This window comes from Streptomyces sp. NBC_01775, from assembly GCF_035917675.1.
Classification (GTDB): Bacteria; Actinomycetota; Actinomycetes; order Streptomycetales; family Streptomycetaceae; genus Streptomyces.
The window spans coordinates 2,310,048-2,327,464 of the sequence record NZ_CP109104.1; the positions used below are offsets into that span (position 1 = coordinate 2,310,048).

The following is a 17,417-nucleotide window of genomic DNA, read 5'->3' on the forward strand; positions in this document are numbered from 1 at the left end:
TCGCAGAGTGGTACGGCCCGGCGTCCGCCGCCCCGGTCGACGCCCCGCGTTCCGGCATCCGCGCTTAGCGTGTGCGGTGGCAGAGCGTTCGATCCGGCGAAGGGAGCATCCGGGATGGCGGCAGCGGAGCGGATGGTGGTCATCGGCGGCGATGCGGTGGGCATGTCCGCCGCGTCCCGGGCACGCAGGCTCAAGAAGCCGGAGGAGCTGGAGATCGTGGCCTTCGAGCGGGGCCGGTTCGCCTCGTTCTCCGCCTGCGGCATTCCGTACTGGGTGGGCGGCCAGGTGGGAGCTCGCGACGACCTGATCGCGCGCACGCCCGAGGAGCACCGCGCTCGCGGCATCGACCTGCGGATGCGCACCGAGGTGACCGAGCTGGACGTGGCGGGCCGGCGGGTGCGCGTGGTGGAGCGGGACGGTGACGGCGGCGAAGGTGGGGGCGGCGACGGGCGGTGGGTCGGCTACGACCACCTCGTGCTGGCCACCGGCGCCCGCCCGGTGCGCCCGCCGCTGCCCGGCATCGACGCGGAGGGCGTCCACGGCGTCCAGACGCTCGACGACGGCGAGGCGCTGATCGCCACGCTGGAGGGCGCGGAGGCACGCCCGGGCGCCGGCGCCGGCGCCGCCGCCCGGAGCTACGGTGACGGCAGGCGCCGGGCCGTGGTCGTGGGCGCCGGCTACATCGGCGTGGAGATGGCGGAGGCGTTCGTCAACCGCGGCTATCACGTCACGGTCGTCGACAAGGGCGAGCAGCCGATGTCCACGCTCGACCCGGACATGGGCGAGCTGGTGTACGAGGCGATGTGCTCGATGGGCATCGAGACGGTGCGCGGCGCGACGGTCACCGAGATCCTCACCGACGAGCGCGGCCGGGCCCGGGGCGTGGCCACCCGGGACGCCGAGTACCCGGCCGATGTGGTGGTGCTGGGCCTGGGCGTACGCCCCGAGACGGAGCTGGCCCGCGCGGCGGGGCTGCCGCTGGGCGAGTCCGGCGGACTGCTGACGGACCTGGCGATGCGGGTGCGGGGCCAGGAGAACATCTGGGCGGGCGGCGACTGCGCCGAGGTCCTCAACCTCGTCTCGGGCCGCACCCAGCACGTGCCGCTGGGCACGCACGCCAACAAGCACGGCCAGGTCATCGGCTCCAACATCGGCGGGGACTACGCGACGTTCCCCGGAGTGGTGGGCACGGCGGTCAGCAAGGTGTGCGACCTGGAGATCGCGCGCACCGGGCTGCTGGAGCGTCAGGCGGCGGCTGTCGGGCTGCGGTTCGAGAGCGTCGTCATCGAGTCGACGACCCGGGCCGGCTACTACCCTGGCACCAAGCCGATGCGGGTCAAGATGATCGCCGAACGCCGCTCGGGCCGCCTGCTCGGGGTGCAGATCGTCGGCAGGGAGAACGCGGGCAAGCGCGTGGACATCGCCGCCGTCGCCCTCCACACCGGCTTGACGGTCGAGCAGCTGACGGCACTGGACCTCGGCTACGCCCCGCCCTTCTCCCCGGTCTGGGACCCGGTCCTGGTAGCGGCCCGCAAGGCCTCATCGGTACTCCGCACGTGACGCCCCTTCCTTCCCGCCGCAACGGCGAACACCCCGACGCCGGAGCCCGGCGGTGCCCCCCGCAGGTGTCTTCTATTCCGCCGGACCGCCGTCGTGGCGGGCCGCCGCTGCGGCGGGGAGATGTGCGGGTCAGCGAGCGGCCGTGTGCTCGTGAACGTAGGACACCAGGTCCGTCAGGGCCTGGGGGTCGGTGTCGGGGAGGACCCCGTGGCCGAGGTTGAAGATGTGGCCCTCCAGGTCGCGCGCCGAGTCCAGAACGCGCCCGGCCTGCCGCTCGACGGCCTCGCGCGGGGCGAAGAGGACTGCGGGGTCGAGGTTGCCCTGGATCGCCTTGCCGGGGCCGACGCGCCGGGCCGCCTCGTCCAGCGGCACCCGCCAGTCGGCGCCGACGACGTCGGCTCCGGCCTCGCCGAGCTGTCCGAGCAGCTCGCCGGTGCCGACGCCGAAGTGGATACGGGGCACGCCGTAGGAGGCGACGGCGTCGAAGACCTTCGCGGAGGCGGGCCGGACCAGGCGGCGGTAGTCCTCGGGGGCGAGCGCGCCCACCCACGAGTCGAAGAGCTGCACGGCGGAGGCGCCCGCCTCGATCTGCACCTTCAAGAACGCCGCGGTGATGTCCGCGAGCCGGTCGAGCAGGTCGGCCCACAGCTGCGGGTCGCCGTACATCAGCGCCTTGGTGTGCTCGTGGTTCTTGGAGGGGCCGCCCTCGACGAGATAGCTGGCCAGTGTGAAGGGCGCCCCGGCGAAGCCGATGAGCGGGGTGGCACCCAGCTCCCGGGTGAGGATGCCGATCGCCTCGGTCACATAGGCGACGTCCTCGGGCTCCAGCTTCCGCAGCCGCTCCAGATCCGCGCGGCTGCGGATCGGCCTTTCGACGACGGGACCGACGCCCGGCTTGATGTCGAGATCGACGCCGATGGCCTTGAGCGGAACGACGATGTCGCTGAAATAGATCGCCGCGTCCACTCCGTGCCGCCGCACGGGCTGGAGAGTGATCTCGGCGACGAGATCGGGCCGCATGCACGAGTCCAGCATCGCGATGCCCTCGCGCAGCTTGCGGTACTCGGGAAGCGAACGTCCCGCCTGCCGCATGAACCACACCGGGGTATGCGGCACGGGCTCACGGCGGCACGCGCGAAGAAACACGGAATCCCGCACACCCGGGGCATTTCGCACCTGCTGTGCCCCCGAGGGCGCGTCCTGTGTCTGCGTCGGCTGGCCCGTCGGGCGGTCGTTTCCACTCACGCCCTGAAGTCTCCCACGGCCGAACGGGGTGTCCCTACCGCCCTGAAGCACGGCCTCCGCCTACTCTTCGGCCCATGACAGCGGCTCGGACGGCGAAGGCGGGAGGCTCCGGCGGAGTGGAAGGTACGGAGGGGACGGGCAGCTCTGGTGGCGGCGGTGGGGAGTCCTTCCCTCCCACTTTCCGTGTGGCGGTCACAGCGTTGAGCGAGGCGCGCACGCGCCCCGAGATCCGCATCGCGCCGCTGCCGGCGCCACGGCGGCTGGCGCCGTACGCCTTCGCGCTGGAGGCGGCCGTGACCGAGCCGGAGGACGCGGGGCAGGAGCTGGCCGACGGCCGCTTCGTCCTGCTGCACGACCCGGAGGGCCAGGAGTCCTGGCAGGGCACGTTCCGCGTGGTCACCCTGGGCCGGGCCGAGTTGGAGGCGGAGATCGCGAGCGACCCGCTGCTGCCGGAAGTGACCTGGACATGGCTGACCGGGGCGCTGGAGGCGCGCGGCGCGGGCTACGCGGAGCCGAGCGGGACCGTGACGCGCTCCAGCTCGGCCTTCTTCGGCGGGCTCGCCGAGCGCACAGCCGAGGAGGTGCTGGAGATCCGGGCGAGCTGGACCCCCGAGGGGGGCACGCCGGATGCCGCCGCGCATCTGGCCGCGTGGTGCGAACTCCTCTGCCAGTGCGCCGGGTTGCCCCCGGAGTCGGGTGACGCGTCCTCCGTCGTCCAGCTCCCCCAGCGCCGGGGCCCGCACTAGACCCGCACGTCTTCGCGGACACCTGAGCCGCGGCAGCGAGAGAAGATCTCGCTGCCGCGGCTTTTCCGTTGCCGGTTCCATGCCATGCGGGTCTCTGTGTAGACAAATGTCACGACGGTCTCTGTGTAGACAAAGGAATGTTTCTGCCCCGGGAAATGACTCAAGAAACGGGAATCAAGAAATCCGGGTCACTAATTCGTGATCTTTCTCTAAAGCCATGCGGAGGAGCTGCCGAAGGAGTCTGTGACCCTTCCACGCGGAATACCCGACTCGCTCGGTTCCGTCCCCCCAGCCCCTCTCCTCAGGAGGCCCGGTGTCTGTTCTCCTTGAGCACCCCACAAGCCTGGTCGCCTACCGCCCGAACAAGCCGACGGCCATGGTCGTCGTTGCCGACCCCCGCGTCCGTTCGACCGTGACCCGCCACCTGTGGGCTCTCGGTGTGAGGGACGTGATCGAGGCGTCGTCGATCGCGGAGGCCCGTCCCCGAGTCGGCAATCCACGTGACATCTGCGTGGCCGACGTACATCTCCCCGACGGATCGGGGCTCAGTCTGCTGTCCGAGACCAGGGCGGCGGGCTGGCCGAACGGCCTGGCGCTGTCGGCCGCCGACGACATCGGTGCCGTACGCAACGCCCTGGCGGGCGGCGTCAAGGGCTATGTCGTCACCGGTACCAGAACCAACCTGGGCGGCCCGATGCCCACCCGGCACGGCGCGGCCCCCATCGGCGCGGCGGCTGCCCGTATGCACCGCAGGCCGGGCGGCGGTCCCGGCGGCCCCGGGCACCCCGGCGGCTACCGCGAGCTGTCCGGCCGCGAGGTCGAGGTGCTGCGCCTGGTCGCCGAAGGCCAGTCGAACAAGGCCATCGGCGTCTCGATGGGCCTGTCCGCACTGACCGTCAAGAGCCACCTGGCGCGCATCGCCCGCAAGCTGGGCACCGGTGACCGCGCCGGGATGGTGGCCGTGGCTCTGCGCACGGGCATCATCCACTGACCCTTCCGTTTTCCCTCCGGGGCAGCCGATGCGCCCGCCGACGTAACGTTCCGTCGGTGGGCGCTTGGCATTGCGTGCTCGCGGATACCCTTGACTGGTGACCGACGCCCAAGAGACCGCATCAGCGACCGCAGCTCAGGACCCCTCCCAGGACTCCGGTCCGGCGCCGGTCCCTCTCTTGGAGCCACGCGAGGGCATCCCACCCGTCACCGTGACGGAAGAGGAGCTGGCGCGACTCACCGCGGCCTTCGCCGAAGGTACGGGGCCGCTGGCCGTCGACGCCGAGCGCGCTTCCGGATACCGCTACGGGCAGCGCGCCTATCTGGTGCAGCTGCGCCGCCAGGGTGCGGGCACCGCGCTGATCGACCCCGTGGCCTGTCCCGACCTGTCGGGGCTGGACGCGGCGCTGGCCGGCACCGAGTGGGTACTGCACGCGGCCAGTCAGGATCTGCCGTGTCTGCGTGAGATAGGTATGCGGCCCACCAGGCTGTTCGACACCGAGCTGGCCGGGCGCATCGCCGGGTTCGCGCGGGTGGGCCTGGGCGCGATGGTGGAGAACGTCCTCGGTTACGCCCTGGAGAAGGGCCACTCCGCCGTCGACTGGTCCACCAGGCCGCTGCCCGAGCCCTGGCTGCGGTACGCGGCGCTGGATGTGGAGCTGCTGGTCGACCTGCGCGACGCGCTGGAGGCCGAGCTGGAGGGGCAGGGGAAGCTGGAGTGGGCCCGCGAGGAGTTCGCGGCGATCGCGTCGGCTCCCGCACCCCCGCCGCGCAAGGACCCCTGGCGGCGCACCTCGGGCATGCACAAGGTGCGGCGGCGCAGACAGATGGCCGTCGTACGGGAGCTGTGGCTTGCGCGCGACACGGTCGCGCGCAAGCGGGACGTCTCCCCGGGCAAGGTGCTCACCGACGCGGCGATCGTGGAGGCGGCGCTGGCGATGCCGCCCAACGCCCGTGCGCTGTCCGCCCTTCCGGGCTTCGGGCAGCGGATGGGGCGCAAGCAGCTGGAGCAGTGGCAGGGCGCGGTCGAGCGGGCTCGGGCGCTGCCCGAGTCGGAGCTGCCGCAGCAGAGCCAGGTCCTGGGCGGACCGCCGCCGCCGCGGTCGTGGGCCGACAAGGACCCGGCGGCGGCGGCCCGGCTGACCGCGGCGCGCGCCGCGGTCACCGAGCACGCCGAGGAGCTGAACCTGCCGCAGGAGAATCTGCTGACGCCGGATACCGTGCGGCGGCTTTGCTGGGAGCCGCCGGGTGAGCTGTCGCTCTCGGCTGTCGCCGAGGCGTTGCGGGGGCTTGGCGCGCGGGAGTGGCAGATCTCGCAGACGGCAGAACTGCTGCGGGCAGCTCTGACCGTTTCCGAGTAGGTTGCCTCACCCTGATGGGTGCTGTGCCCTTTCTGACCCGCCCCTTTGAGGGCTTCGCCCTCTAACCAATGGCCTCGCCGGCCGGGCGTTGGGGCGGAGCCGCCCGGCCGGCGAAGCCAAGGGGGTTGGGGGGCGAAGCCCCCGACAACGGCGGGGACCCAAGGGGCGAAGCCCCAAGACGGGGCACAGGGGCGAAGCCCCGAAGAGAGGGAGGGGCACCCTCTTGCCAAGAGGTTACCCACAAGTAGCATGGGGTCGACAGACCCCGCCCGCACCTGGAGGAGAGCCAACGTGCCCCGTACCGCAAGGGACGTCGTCTTCGTCGACGGCGTTCGCACACCGTTCGGCAAGGCGGGCCCCAAGGGCATCTACCACGAGACCCGCGCCGACGACATGGTCGTCAAGTGCATCCGTGAGCTGCTGCGCCGCAACCCTGACCTGCCTCCGGAGCGCATCGACGAGGTCGCACTCGCCGCGACCACCCAGATCGGCGACCAGGGCCTGACCCTGGGCCGTACGGCCGGGATCCTGGCCGGGCTGCCGCAGTCGGTGCCCGGATACTCGATCGACCGGATGTGCGCCGGCGCGATGACGGCGGTCACCACCACCTCCGGCTCGATCGCCTTCGGCGCCTACGACATCGTGGTGGCCGGCGGCGTCGAGCACATGGGCCGGCACCCGATGGGCGAGGGCGTGGACCCCAACCCGCGCTTCGTCTCGGAGAAGCTCGTCGACCAGTCGGCCCTGTTCATGGGCATGACCGCCGAGAACCTGCACGACCGGTTCCCGCACCTGACCAAGGAGCGTGCCGACGCCTTCGCGGTCGCCAGTCAGGAGAAGGCCGCCAAGGCGTACGCCAACGGCCACATCCAGGCCGATCTGGTACCCGTCTCCATCCGGCGCACCACCCCCGAGGGCGGGGAGACCGGCTGGGGGCTGGCCACCGCGGACGAGCCGATGCGGCCGGGCACCACGCTGGAGAACCTGGCCGGGCTCAAGACTCCCTTCCGTGCGCACGGCCGGGTCACCCCGGGCAACGCGGCGGGGCTCAACGACGGCGCGACCGCCTCGCTGGTCGCCGCCGAGGACGTGGCCCAGGAGCTGGGCCTGCCGGTCAAGATGCGGCTGGTCTCCTACGCCTTCGCCGGGGTGGAGCCGGAGGTCATGGGCATCGGCCCGGTCCCCGCCACCGAGAAGGCGCTCGCCAAGGCCGGGCTGTCGATCGACGACATCGGCCTGTTCGAGATCAACGAGGCGTTCGCCGTCCAGGTCCTCTCGCTGCTGGACCACTACGGCATCGCCGATGACGACCCGCGCGTCAACCAGTACGGCGGCGCCATCGCCTTCGGGCACCCGCTGGCCTCCTCCGGCGTGCGGCTGATGACGCAGCTCGCCCGCCAGTTCGAGCAGCAGCCGCACGTCCGCTACGGCATCACCACCATGTGCGTCGGCTTCGGCATGGGCGGGACCGTCATCTGGGAGAACCCCCACTGGGAGGGCAAGTAAGCATGAGCACCACCGCTGAGCTGCTGAGGGGCGCGGCCGAGCTGTTCCCGGACGAGGTCGTCACCGAGGCGCACGTACGCCATCTCGACCTCCCCTACGGAGCGGGCAGGTTCGCCCTCATCACGCTGGACAACGGGCTGGACCACACCAAGCCCACCACCTTCGGCCCGCAGTCGCTGGCCAACCTGGACGCGGCGATCGACCAGGTCGAGAAGGAGGCCGCGGACGGGCAGATCAACGGCGTCGGCATCACCGGCAAGCCGTTCATCTTCGCCGTCGGCGCGGACCTCAAGGGCGTGGAGATCCTGGGCCGCCACGAGGACGCCGTCGCCATCGGCAAGGGTGGCCATGATGTCTTCAAGCGCCTCGCCGACGTCGCCGTCCCCACCTTCGCCTACTACAACGGCGCGGCGATGGGCGGCGGCGTCGAGGTCGGGCTGCACTGCACCTACCGCACCGTCTCCGCCGCGCTGCCGGCCTTCTCGCTGCCCGAGGTCTTCCTCGGCCTGGTGCCCGGCTGGGGCGGCTGCGCGCTGCTGCCGAACCTGATCGGCGCCGACCGCGCGGTCAGCGTCATCATCGAGAATTCCCTCAACCAGAACCGCCAGCTCAAGGGCCAGCAGGTCTACGAACTCGGCATCGCGGACGCGCTGTTCGAGGGCGCGGACTTCCTGGAGGAGTCGCTGCGCTGGACCGCGGCCGTCCTCAAGGGCGAGCTCGAGGTCGTACGCCCCGAGGTCGACCGCGGTGAGGCGTGGGACGCGGCTGTCGAGCGCGGCAAGCAGATCGCCGACAGCAAGGTGCACGGAGCGGCGCCCGCCGCCTACCGGGCGCTGGAGATCATCGCCGCCGCCAAGAGCGGCGACCTGCGGCAGGGCTTCGACGCCGAGACGCAGGCGCTCGCCGATCTCATCATGGGCGGCGAACTGCGCAGCGGGATCTACGCCTTCAACCTGGTGCAGAAGCGTGCCAAGCGTCCGGCGGGCGCCCCGCCCAAGGACCTGGCACGGCCGGTCACCAAGGTCGGCGTCGTCGGCGCCGGGCTGATGGCCTCCCAGCTCGGGCTGCTGTTCGCCCGCCGTCTGGAGGTGCCGGTCGTGCTGACCGACATCGACCAGGAGCGGGTCGACAAGGGCGTGGCCTACTGCCACGAGGAGATCGACAAGCTGCTGCTGAAGGGCCGCGTCAACCAGGACAAGGCCAACCGCCTCAAGGCGCTGGTGACCGGTTCGCTCGACAAGGCGGCGGCCTTCTCCGACGCGGACTTCGTCATCGAGGCCGTCTTCGAGGAGATGGGCGTCAAGCAGAAGGTGTTCGCCGAGGTCGAGGCGGTCGTGCCGGAGCACGCCATCCTCGCCACCAACACCTCCTCGCTGTCCCTCAGCGAGATGGCCTCCCAGCTCAAGCACCCCGAGCGGGTCGTGGGCTTCCACTTCTTCAACCCCGTCGCGATCCTCCCGCTGCTGGAGATCGTGCGCGGCGAGAAGACCGACGACGCCTCCCTGGCCACCGCGTTCGGCGTGGCCAAGAAGCTGAAGAAGACGGCCGTGCTGGTCAAGGACGCGCCCGCCTTCGTCGTCAACCGGGTGCTGACCCGGTTCCTCGGCGAGGTGCTGCGCTCCATCGACGAGGGCACCCCGGTGGAGGTCGCCGACCGCGCGCTCGCGCCGCTCGGGCTGCCGATGTCGCCGATGGTGCTGCTGGAGCTGGTGGGTCCGGCCGTCGCGCACCATGTCGCGGGCACGCTGCACGCCGCGTACCCGGACCGCTTCGCGGTCTCGGACAACCTCGGCCGGGTCGTCGAGGCCGGCAAGCGCAACCTGTACGTGCCCGGCACCCAGGAGCTGGACGCGGCCGTCTCAGCGCTGTTCGAGGTCGGGGACGTGGTCCTCACCGAGGAGCAGGTACGGGACCGGGCGCTCGACGCGATCGCCGAGGAGATCCGGCTCATGCTGGACGAGGGCGTCGTCGCCGAGGCCCAGGATGTCGACCTGTGCCTGATCACCGGCGCCGGGTGGCCGTTCCACCTCGGCGGCGTGACCCCCTACCTCGACCGCGAGGGCGTCAGCGAGCGCGTGACGGGCCACCGCTTCCTGCCTCCGGGAGTCGCCAGCGTTCCGGAGTGATGCCGCTCCCCCTGTGCCGGAGGGGCTGATTTTCAGCCCCTCCGGCGCTTGAGGAGCGGGGGTTTGGGGGCGGAGCCCCCAAAAGAAACAGGAAGGGGCGGGGCAGGGGCTAATCGCAGTGCAGCTCGCGAGCCATCCGCTCGGTCACCGCACGGAGGACCTTCATTGCGGCACGGGCGCGAGGCGCGTCCGCGACATCCGCGTGAGTGTCCGTGTAGGGCACGCGAATGTGACCCGCAAGTGTGAACCCGCCGCACCCGAAGGGCAAAAGCGCCTCCGCCGGGGCGCTGCGTTCCCGCGGAGTGAGGCTGCGCTCCGGGTGGACGTACTCCACCTCGAAGAGGGGGTCCTGCTCGGACCCGCCGGAGGCGTAGACCCGGCACACCAGGCTCCGTGACGTAGCCGTGTCCGCGTGCCGACGCACCTTCCGCGCGGCCTCCGCGAAGGACAGGCGCGGGGTCTGCCGGTAGACCTCGTCGCGGCTGAGGTCGTCCAGGGCGCGGACGGCGCCGGAGTCCAGCGAGCCTCCGCACAGCTCCTTCGCGGGCGTGCCCCCGTCGTCCGGCGACGACGACGAGCAGCCGGCGAGGAGAGCGAGGGCAAGAGCCAGCGGCACGCCCGCACACCCCGCGAGCCGCGCCCGGCGCCGCTCAGCCCGGGTAGGGCGCACGGCCTTCGAACGCGTTGCCCTGCGGGCCGATGGCCAGGTATTTGCCCTTGATGTCGTCGGCGAGGTCACCCTCGGGGTCCATTCCCTGTCCGCTCGCCGGCAGGTTCTTGCCTGCCAGGTACTGGTCGGCCGCGGCGCCGAGATCGCGCTCGCCGCGGGCGAAGAACTGGTCCTTGTCGGTGGGCGGCTGCGGCGTGTCGGGGCCGCCGAAGACCGCGTCCTCGTGGAAGAGCTTGGTGAACTCCACGCCTCCCGCCTGGGCGATGGGCACCACCACGCCCCAGGGCCCGCTCCTGCCGACGACGCTCAGCACGCCCTGGGCGACGGCCGGGGCTCCGGCGCTCATGCCGACCCGGGTCCAGTTCGCCGACTGCTGGTAGGAGTCCTGGGCTTCCTTGGAGTCGGCCGTGTACTGGGCCTCGATCTGCTGGACGCGGGCGTGGTCGAGAGTGCCGCGGGCCTCCGCCTCGGTGAGCAGCACCCGGCGTCCCGTTGCCCAGTCCTCGGGGCTCTCGGACGGTGGGCGGTCGCTGAACCGGTCGAGGGTGTAGAGGTGTTCGGCCTGGTTCATGACGGCGTGCGAGGTCTCGTTCTGGCCGAGGACGCTGAGGAAATCGACGGCCTGGTCCCTGCCGAAGTCGGCGTGGCCCTGGTAGGCGGGCGGGAACGCGTCGGTGTGCTGGAGGCCGTCGCCGACGCCGGAGATGCCGCGGTTGATGTCGTCCACGTAGGCGCCGCCCATCGCGCCGAGTCCGGCGGCCATCGCGGGCTGGTCGTGCAGGAGCTTGGGGCCGTCCTCGCCGCCGTAGACGTGGACGACCTGCTCCATCACCCCGGCGGTCGCAGCCGTGCGCCGGTCGCCGCCGTGCTCGAACAGCTCCGGGTCCTTGCCCGCGAGCACCTGGTCGTCCCAGGCGTAGCCGGTGGTGGCGGCGGTGAGGGCGTGGCTGAGGGCCTCGTGTCCTGGCAGCTGGCGGGGGGCGGCTGCCGTGTTGCCGTCGAAGATCCAGTTGCGGTCCTGGGTGAGGTACTTGAAGTGGTCGTTCAGCTCGCTGTCCCGGTCGACCACGCCGTCTCCCCCGGCGGGGCGGCCGAAGAAGTCGGTGGATGCCTCCGGGTTGTGGCCCAGGCCCTCCAGGAAGCCGGTCATCGCGTCGTGGCCGGTGTCGCCGCGCTTTCCGAGGAGGTTGAGGGAGTCGGTGTCGGCGGAGTTGGCCCAGTAGGCGAAGCCCTCGCGGGTGTTGAGCTTCTTGTCCCAGGCGGTGAGCTTGTCGCCGTAGTCGTTGAGGAAGCCGGAGTCGTACTTCCCGGAGCGCATCAGGTTGCTCATGACCTGGAAGCCGTAGGGGTGGGTGGTGCCGCCGCTCTCCAGGCGCTGGTCGCCCAGCTTGATCATGTCGTGCTGCCACTGCTTCATGGCGGGGGTGCCGGAGTTCGTGGCGGTGGCCAAGGTGGTGCCCAGCTCCTCCTGGAGCACCTTGGCCGACTTCCGCCACGCCTTGTCGTCGATGTCGGTGTCCGGGTACAGCACGTTGTGCGGGTGGGTGGCGTTGTACCAGAGCTTGAGGGTCTTCTCCGGGCCCAGCCGGGTGGAGAACTCCTCGGAGAAGAGCGGGTCCTGGCTGTGCCGGGCCACCAGTGCGGTGAGCCTGGTCAACTGGCCGGTGTCCATGCGGCCGTTCTCGGTCCGGGCCAGGCGCAGCGCCTCCTTGAGGTCCCTGGCGGACTGCTTACGGGCCGCTTCCAGGCTGTCGTACGCCTTGTCGTTGAAGCCGCGCTCCGTGCCGTTGACGTCGGTCGTCAGGGCCTGGGCGAGGTCGGCGTCGGCCTGGGTGGCCCGCTCCAGAGCGGCGCGGGTGCGGTCCCGGTAGGAGGCGAAGGTGTCCTGGTACGCCTTGTTGAGCTCGGCCTCGTGGCCCGCCTCGTCCTCGCCGGTCTCCAGATAGACCGAGCCGTCGTGCTTGTTGAGCCGCAGGTATTTGTGGCCCGCCAGCTCGTCCTCGATGTCCTTGAGGGCCTTCTTGGCCGAGCGGAACTTCTCCAGGCCCTGGCTCAGGACGGTGTGCACCCGGCGGGCCTCCTCCTCGGCGGCCAGCAGCTGCTCCCTGACCTTGCCGAACCTGCGCCCCGCGGCGTCGGCCGCCTCGCCCTCGAACTGGGAGCCGGCCAGGCCCTTGGTGACCTCGGTGCCGAAGTTGGTGCCGACCTGCTCGAACTTGCCGGGCGCCTGCTTCCACTTGGCGACGGCCTCGCTGAGCGGGGTGAGGTCGGCGTGCCGTACGTCCGGGTAGCTGAGCCGTTCGCTCATGAGCGGGCGCCCTCGCCTGCGCGGCTCACCTCGTGGGCGCGCTTGTGGTCCTCGGTGGTGAAGCTGTCGGCGGCCGTGCGCAGGGCCGCCGCGGTGTGGGTGAACTGCTGCCTGGCGTGGGCCATCTGGTCCTTCCAGCGCTCCTGGAAGGTGGCGATGGCGGCGTCGGTCAAGAAGCCCTTGAGGCTGCCGGTGATCTGCCCGGTCTCCCGCGTCACCTCGTCGTCGGCCTTCATGAACTGGCCCCGTACGGTCTCGGCCCGTCCCGCTCTGGTACGCAGCAGTGGCGCGGTGACATGGAGCTTCTTGTGCCTGCCCCCGGGGCCACCGCCGCTCCCGCCCGTGCCGCAGGAGCCGGAGCCGCCCGCGCCCGCGAGGCGCATGAAGGTGGACTCCTCCGGCACATACGCGGCCTTGAGCCCTGCCCACTCCTGCTCGAAAGACACCATGACCTCCCCCGGTCCTACTGCTGTTGGCGCGCAGCCGAATCTATGCGCCGAGGGGAAACATCAGGTGATCAATCAGCGTGGCGGAGCTGTCCGGCTCGGGCCCGGTAGGCATCCTGACCGCTCAGTGAGGTGAACGCGCCGTCAACGAGGTGAACGCGTGGTGCGCACGTAGAAGTCGCTGCCGTCGATGGTCGCCACCTTCTCGTAGTGGCGGCCGATGTGCCGCCGCAGGGTGGGCATGCGCTCGGTGCCGTAGTTCTTGTCGCGTGAGTCGTCGACGATCAGCTCGGGCGGACGGTGCCGCAGCTCGCGCCGGAAGTGCGGCCAGGCGCCCGTCATCGCGTACTTCTCCCCCACCCGCGCCCCGTCGCGGCCCCCGCTGAAGTTGGTGAGGAAACCGGCGGTCAGATAGCGCGAGGCGGGGGCGCGCTCGGCCAGCCAGTACCCCTCCGGGTGCATGCCCCACAGCAGCACCCGGTCGTCCCGTCCGGTGTACGCGCGCACCGTGTCGGCGACCCGGTGGGCGTGATCGAGTTCGGTACGGCTGGCGGTGAAGCCCCAGCCGACATAGGCGCAGGCGAGGAACGCGGTGGCCGTCAGCGCCGCTGTCGCGGCCCGCGCGCCGACCTCGTGCAGCGCGGCGGCGCCCAGCAGGGCGAGCGCGGGGACGAGCTGGAGGAAGTAGTGGCCGAAGAACTGGAGCCCCACCATGGCCGCCGCCAGCGAGGCCGCCAGCCACAGCCACAGGTCCGCGGCGTTCGAGAGGCGGCGCGCGCGTCCTCGGGAGAAGACGACGGAGACCAGCGCGATCAGCAGCGGCAAGAACGCCAGCGTCAGCAGTCCGAGCCCGCCGAGCGCGCGCAGCAGCGGGTTCAGGCCCGCTCCGTCGGCGGAGAGGTAGGAGCCGGAGCCGGTGGCGATCCAGTACACGAACCGTCCTGGCCCGAACGCGAGAGCGGCGCTCGCGACCGGGAGCACCGCTCCGGCGGTCAGCCGCGCGAAGGCGCCCCAGCCCGCGCGCGTCTGCCACCACAGCAGCAAGACCGGCAGCAGCACGGCGCCGCCGGTCTGCTTGGAGAGCACCGCTCCGGCGAGGGCGAGCCCCGCGCCCGCCCACCGCGCGCGCTCCGCGCACCAGATCGCCGCCACGGTCCACGGCAGCATGAACACCTCGAACGTGGCGGCCTGGGTGTCCTCCGGAACGAGCCCCACCGACAGCAGGACGTAGCAGATGCCGGCGCGCCAGGCCGCGCGCTCGCCCCAGCGGCGGAACGCGATCGAGGCGACGAGCCCGGCCCCCACCAGCACGGCCACCAGCGCCGCCACCCGCACCGGCCACAGCGAGTGGCCCCCGAAGAGGCTGAAGGCTCCTTGGTAGAGCCAGGGCACGAGGGGTGGTTTGCGGTCCACGACGGTGTCGTAGAGGACGCCACCGTCGGCGAGTTGGCGTGCCTGGGTGGCGAGGAAGCCCTCGTCGGGGTTCCAGAGGGTTCGGGTGAAGGAGGGAAGGCGGGTGAGGACGGTGATGAGGGCGAGGACGGGGAAGAGCCGCGTCCAGAAGGCGGGGATCCCCGCGTGGTCCGGCGCCGTGTCGGCCGCGCGGGGCCGCGGTGACGGAATCCGGGCTTCCCTTTTACCCGGTGCGTGGCGCTCGGCGGAGGACTGCGACATACGCCCCAACCTAGCGGTCGACCCCACACGATGGGCCTCGGCCCCGGGTCCGGCCCTCAAGTGCCGGACGGGCTGATTTCAGCCTGTCCGGGACTTGAGGACGAGCGCGAGCGATCAACGCACGACGGCGCGGAACTCGCCCACGAACAGCAACGGACAACAGCGAGGGCGCCCCTCAAAAGCGGTCAATCGCGGGCCACTTGGGCCCGCTCCGCGTCGAAGCGGCCGTCGAGGCGGGCGACCAGGCCCGTGACCTGGCGGGCGATGTCCGGAGCCGTGAGGCCGATCTCGGTCATGATTTCCTGCCTGGTCGCGTGGTCCAGGAACCGCTCGGGGATGCCGAAGTCACGCAGCGGCACGTCCACGCCCGCGTCGCGCAGGGCTTGGGCGACCGCCGAGCCGACGCCGCCGGCGCGGCTGTTGTCCTCGACGGTGACCACGACGCGGTGCTGCTCGGCCAGCGGCGGCAGCGACTCGTCGACGGGCTTGACCCAGCGCGGGTCCACGACGGTGGCCGAAATCCCCTGCTTGTCGAGCAGGTCGGCGATCTCCAGGCACATCGGTGCCAGCGCGCCCACGGAGACGAGCAGCACGTCCGGCCGCCGCACCTCGGCGGCCGGCTCGCGCAGCACATCCATGCCGCCGACGCGCCGCAGGGCGGGTACGGCGGGGCCGACGGCGCCCTTGGAGTAGCGCACCACGGTGGGGGCGTCGTCCACCTCGACGGCCTCGCGCAGCTGGGCGCGTACCTGGTCGGCGTCGCGCGGAGCTGCCAGCCGGAGGCCGGGCACGCACTGGAGGAGGGACATGTCCCACATACCGTTGTGCGAGGCGCCGTCCGAGCCGGTGATCCCGGCGCGGTCCAGCACGAAGGTGACCCCGCACTTGTGCAGCGCGACGTCCATCAGGAGCTGGTCGAAGGCGCGGTTGAGGAAGGTGGCGTAGACGGCGAAGACCGGATGCAGGCCACCGGTGGCGAGCCCGGCGGCGGAGACCGCTCCGTGCTGTTCGGCGATGCCCACGTCGTAGACCCGCTCGGGGAACTCCTGCGCGAAGGCGTGGAGTCCGACGGGCCGCATCATCGCGGCGGTGATGGCGACGATGTCCTCGCGCTCCCGCCCGAGCTTGACCATTTCCTCACCGAAGACCGAAGTCCAGTCGGCACCCGAGGACTTGACCGGCAGCCCGGTGTCGGGGTGGATGACCGGAACGGCGTGGAACTGGTCGGCCTCGTCCTGACGCGCGGGCTGGTAACCGCGGCCCTTCTCGGTGAGGCAGTGCACCAGCACGGGCCCGCCGAAGCGCTTGGCGCGCTGGAGCGCGGATTCGACGGCGGCGATGTCGTGGCCGTCGATGGGGCCGACGTACTTCAGGCCGAGGTCCTCGAACATGCCCTGCGGCGCGATGAAGTCCTTGAGGCCCTTCTTGGCGCCGTGCAGCGTCTCGTACAGCGGCCTGCCGACCACGGGGGTGCGGTTGAGCATGTCCTTGCCGCGGGCCAGGAAGCGCTCGTAGCCGTCGGTGGTGCGCAAGGTGGCCAGGTGGTTGGCGAGGCCGCCGATGGTGGGCGAGTAGGAGCGCTCGTTGTCGTTGACGACGATCACCAGCGGACGGTCCTTGGCCGCGGCGATGTTGTTCAACGCCTCCCAGGCCATACCACCGGTCAGCGCCCCGTCACCGATGACCGCCACCACATGGTCCCCGGCACCGCGCACCTCGTTGGCCTTGGCCAGACCGTCCGCCCAGCCCAGCACCGTGGAAGCGTGGGAATTCTCGATCACATCGTGCTCGGACTCCGCACGCGAGGGATAACCCGACAGCCCGCCCCTCGCCCGCAGCTTGGAGAAGTCCCGCCGCCCCGTCAGCAGCTTGTGGACATAGGACTGGTGCCCGGTGTCCCACAGGATGCGATCGGCCGGCGACTCGAAAACCCGGTGCAAAGCGATGGTCAGTTCGACCACGCCGAGGTTCGGACCCAGGTGGCCGCCGGTCTTGGCGACCGCGTCGACCAGGAAGGTGCGGATCTCCTCGGCCAGCGTCTCAAGCTGCTCCGGGCTGAGCCGGTCCAGATCGCGTGGTCCCCTGATGCCGGTCAGCAACGCCACCCGTACCTCCTTGCTTCAAGCGTGATCGAACGCTATCGAGCCGTCTTCACCGAACCGTGCCGATCCGTCGAGTCTAATGTTCCACCGGCGTCCGGGTTCACCGGTGGGTGCCATCTCAGTCACACGATTGCCCTCCCCTGCCCGGGAGCGCGACCCACGAGCAACGAGGGTACGGGTGTCCGGACCAGGTGCACCCGTTCGGTGACGCAGGAAGGGCCGTGGATTGCGGGCTTACGGCGAGCATGCTCGGATCTGGTACAGATGCCTATAAAACGGTCATCGATTTCGCCCGTTATGCCGGAAACATTCGAACGCTCAGGAGGTTCTATGCGGAACCGACTCACCCGCTTCATCGCGATCGCGGCCCTGTCCGCCGCGCCCCTCGCGATGACGTTGCCCACCGCACAGGCGCAGGACGCCGCCCCGGCCTCGGTCGCCGACGACAAGCCCGAGAAGTCGGAGAAGTCGGAGAAGAAGACAGCGAAGAAGACGGCCAAGAAGGAGAAGCCCGACCCCGCGTGGAAGGAGGCGTACGAGCGGCTGCACGAGCCGAGGGAGAAGTCCGAGCAGATCGAACTCGCGCGGGAACGCAAGCAGGCCGGGCGTTAACGGCCGTCGGGCCTGGGGCTGACGCCGTGCGTCAGCACCAGGCCCGACCGGTACGCCCCCTTCGGGGCTGT

13 protein-coding genes are annotated in these 17,417 nt (G+C 71.1%); 7 read left to right on the forward strand and 6 right to left on the reverse strand.

Annotated elements, in window-relative coordinates:
* Positions 1–114: 114 nt before the first annotated feature.
* Complete coding sequence (locus tag OHB04_RS10435; protein ID WP_326807341.1) at positions 115–1,560, forward strand: FAD-dependent oxidoreductase; 1,446 nt, start codon at positions 115–117, stop codon at positions 1,558–1,560.
* Between the two features lie 129 nt (positions 1,561–1,689).
* Here OHB04_RS10435 and hemE read toward each other — a convergent pair whose 3' ends face one another.
* Positions 1,690–2,805, reverse strand: a complete 1,116-nt coding sequence (gene hemE, locus OHB04_RS10440; protein ID WP_326687391.1) for a uroporphyrinogen decarboxylase — start codon at positions 2,803–2,805, stop codon at positions 1,690–1,692.
* A gap of 74 nt (positions 2,806–2,879) precedes the next feature.
* Here hemE and OHB04_RS10445 point away from each other — a divergent pair, with 74 nt between their 5' ends.
* The 5 genes from OHB04_RS10445 to OHB04_RS10465 all read left to right on the forward strand — a co-directional run bounded on the left by OHB04_RS10445 (position 2,880) and on the right by OHB04_RS10465 (position 9,534).
* Positions 2,880–3,551, forward strand: a complete 672-nt coding sequence (locus OHB04_RS10445) for a DUF3000 domain-containing protein (RefSeq protein WP_326687392.1) — start codon at positions 2,880–2,882, stop codon at positions 3,549–3,551.
* A gap of 313 nt (positions 3,552–3,864) precedes the next feature.
* A complete protein-coding gene (locus OHB04_RS10450) occupies positions 3,865–4,542 on the forward strand; it encodes a LuxR C-terminal-related transcriptional regulator (RefSeq protein WP_274045401.1) in 678 nt (225 codons plus the stop codon).
* Between the two features lie 97 nt (positions 4,543–4,639).
* A complete protein-coding gene (locus OHB04_RS10455; protein ID WP_326687393.1) occupies positions 4,640–5,902 on the forward strand; it encodes a ribonuclease D in 1,263 nt (420 codons plus the stop codon).
* A gap of 291 nt (positions 5,903–6,193) precedes the next feature.
* Entirely contained in the window at positions 6,194–7,408 is a 1,215-nt protein-coding gene (locus OHB04_RS10460; protein WP_326687394.1) for a thiolase family protein, read from the forward strand.
* A 2-nt stretch (positions 7,409–7,410) separates the two neighbouring features.
* A complete protein-coding gene (locus tag OHB04_RS10465; protein ID WP_326687395.1) occupies positions 7,411–9,534 on the forward strand; it encodes a 3-hydroxyacyl-CoA dehydrogenase NAD-binding domain-containing protein in 2,124 nt (707 codons plus the stop codon).
* A 109-nt stretch (positions 9,535–9,643) separates the two neighbouring features.
* On the opposite strand, the gene OHB04_RS10470 is transcribed toward OHB04_RS10465, so the two are convergent.
* The 5 genes from OHB04_RS10470 to dxs all read right to left on the reverse strand — a co-directional run bounded on the left by OHB04_RS10470 (position 9,644) and on the right by dxs (position 16,737).
* Positions 9,644–10,150 (reverse strand): hypothetical protein, encoded by a 507-nt coding sequence (locus OHB04_RS10470; protein ID WP_326687396.1) that lies wholly within the window; start codon positions 10,148–10,150, stop codon positions 9,644–9,646.
* 34 nt (positions 10,151–10,184) lie between these two features.
* Positions 10,185–12,512: a hypothetical protein gene (locus OHB04_RS10475; RefSeq protein WP_326687397.1), complete on the reverse strand. Its 2,328-nt coding sequence runs from the start codon at positions 12,510–12,512 to the stop codon at positions 10,185–10,187.
* Positions 12,509–12,961: a hypothetical protein gene (locus OHB04_RS10480; protein WP_326687398.1), complete on the reverse strand. Its 453-nt coding sequence runs from the start codon at positions 12,959–12,961 to the stop codon at positions 12,509–12,511. Before OHB04_RS10480 ends, OHB04_RS10475 begins: the two co-directional genes overlap by 4 nt.
* 141 nt (positions 12,962–13,102) lie before the next feature.
* On the reverse strand, positions 13,103–14,632 hold the full coding sequence (locus OHB04_RS10485; RefSeq protein WP_326687399.1) for an ArnT family glycosyltransferase: 1,530 nt from the start codon (positions 14,630–14,632) through the stop codon (positions 13,103–13,105).
* Positions 14,633–14,817: 185 nt separating this feature from the next.
* The gene (gene dxs, locus OHB04_RS10490; RefSeq protein ID WP_326687400.1) at positions 14,818–16,737 is read right to left on the reverse strand and encodes a 1-deoxy-D-xylulose-5-phosphate synthase; all 1,920 of its coding nucleotides are present in this window, start codon (positions 16,735–16,737) and stop codon (positions 14,818–14,820) included.
* Between the two features lie 327 nt (positions 16,738–17,064).
* Here dxs and OHB04_RS10495 point away from each other — a divergent pair, with 327 nt between their 5' ends.
* Positions 17,065–17,346 (forward strand): hypothetical protein, encoded by a 282-nt coding sequence (locus OHB04_RS10495; protein WP_326687401.1) that lies wholly within the window; start codon positions 17,065–17,067, stop codon positions 17,344–17,346.
* Positions 17,347–17,417: the final 71 nt, after the last annotated feature.